This is a genomic window from Hominimerdicola alba (assembly GCF_900112155.1).
Classification (GTDB): domain Bacteria; phylum Bacillota; class Clostridia; order Oscillospirales; family Ruminococcaceae; genus Hominimerdicola; species Hominimerdicola alba_D.
Genome location: NZ_FOKQ01000098.1, coordinates 1 through 1,456, shown reverse-complemented (window position 1 = coordinate 1,456; position 1,456 = coordinate 1). Strand labels below are relative to the sequence as shown.

Annotated in this window: 3 protein-coding genes; all 3 read left to right on the top strand. The window is 42.3% G+C overall.

Features of this window, described 5'->3' with window-relative positions:
• Positions 1–210 precede the first annotated feature (210 nt).
• On the top strand, positions 211–621 hold the full coding sequence (locus BM265_RS19495) for a hypothetical protein (protein WP_074963569.1): 411 nt from the start codon (positions 211–213) through the stop codon (positions 619–621).
• A 305-nt stretch (positions 622–926) separates the two neighbouring features.
• Positions 927–1,280 (top strand): IS66 family insertion sequence element accessory protein TnpA, encoded by a 354-nt coding sequence (tnpA, locus tag BM265_RS19485; protein ID WP_074963567.1) that lies wholly within the window; start codon positions 927–929, stop codon positions 1,278–1,280.
• Positions 1,274–1,456, top strand: a 183-nt coding sequence (tnpB, locus tag BM265_RS19480; RefSeq protein ID WP_143098801.1) for an IS66 family insertion sequence element accessory protein TnpB, incomplete at its 3' end; no start/stop codon positions are given. The genes tnpA and tnpB, both read left to right, overlap by 7 nt.

The following is a 1,456-nucleotide window of genomic DNA, read 5'->3' as shown; positions in this document are numbered from 1 at the left end:
ATAAAGTTCTCGAATGTATTTCGGACAATAATATTGATGAAAATTATGTGTTTGGTTACCTGTATGAATGAGTATATCCCCGACACTATAATAAAAACATCTTCGCGTTCGGAATACGATATGAAATTATTTCCGGTTCAAGAATTTCAAAGTATCATCTTCAGTTTTACAGAGAACCCGTACATTTCTTATTAAAGGCAGGTGCGTACTATGAAAAAGAAAGTTATAATAGCAGTATTGCTTTGTGTTCTTGTTGGGGCAGTTGTGGCGATTTTTGTTTTTGTGAAGAATGACAGTGAGAAGTCCGCGGGTTCTTCTGAAAATAAATCATCATCAGAACCGATTACCAATGCCGTAGAGATAAAAAGTTTGATAGATAAATGCATTGAAGAAAATGGTTACAAAATTGGTGTCAGTGTGGGAATACAGGATTCAGGAAATTGGAATATTGATGGACCAAACCACGACATTGTAATTGTAAGAACTTTTGTGGATCATTCTCATCGTTCTGAGATCGAAAACTGGGGTGAGTATATGAGTGAGATCCACGAAAAAGTGTACGAATGTATTTCAGAAAATAATATTGACAGTAACTATGTGTTGGTAGGATCAGAGGAATGAATATTCCCGATACTATATCGAAAACATTTTCGCACCCGCAATGACCGTGCAGAATGCGTTTACATTCAGTTGCTTCACGGGCTGGATGAGTGCAGCGATGAGGATGAATGACCAGCAGAGCGAGTTGTCGAAACGGCAGCTCGCTCTTACTATATACTCTGGCGAACGGAAATGCCCATCAGAGGCATTCATGATTATGGGGAAATGTAACGTAACCGCCAACCAATCCCCCGAGCCGACACAGCCCACCCAATATGATATAATTACTCTGAAAGATAATACGCAAGCCGAAAGGAGTAATGAACATGGGAAAAATATCTGAGATCAAAATGCAGCTGAGGCATAAGGAATGGGCTGAAATGGTCAGCGAGTGCCAGGCGAGCGGCAAAAAGGTCGATGAGTGGTGCAGCGAGAACGGCATCAATGTCAGTACCTACTATAAACGTCTGAATGTGCTGAGAACCGAGCTTATCGAGGGCAGTGAGAAACAGAGCATAGTTCCCGTAAGTGTTTCCGCCTCTGTCTCGGTGCCGCAGAACAATGCTGTTTCGGATACCGGAAAGATAATAATACGCAAGGAAGGCTTTGAAGTTGAGCTTTCCGGGGATACTTCCGAAGATATGCTTATGGCTCTGTTCAGAGGGTTGAAACAATGCTGAAGGAACTTTCTGCTGCCAATATCTACATCGTCTGTGGGCATACCGATATGCGTAAATCAATAGACGGTCTTGCAGCGATAATCAGAGAGGAATTTGATCTCGATCTGTTTTCCGACAGCCTGTTTTTGTTTTGCGGAAGGCGCAGAGATCGATTAAAGGCTCTGCTGTGGGAGGGC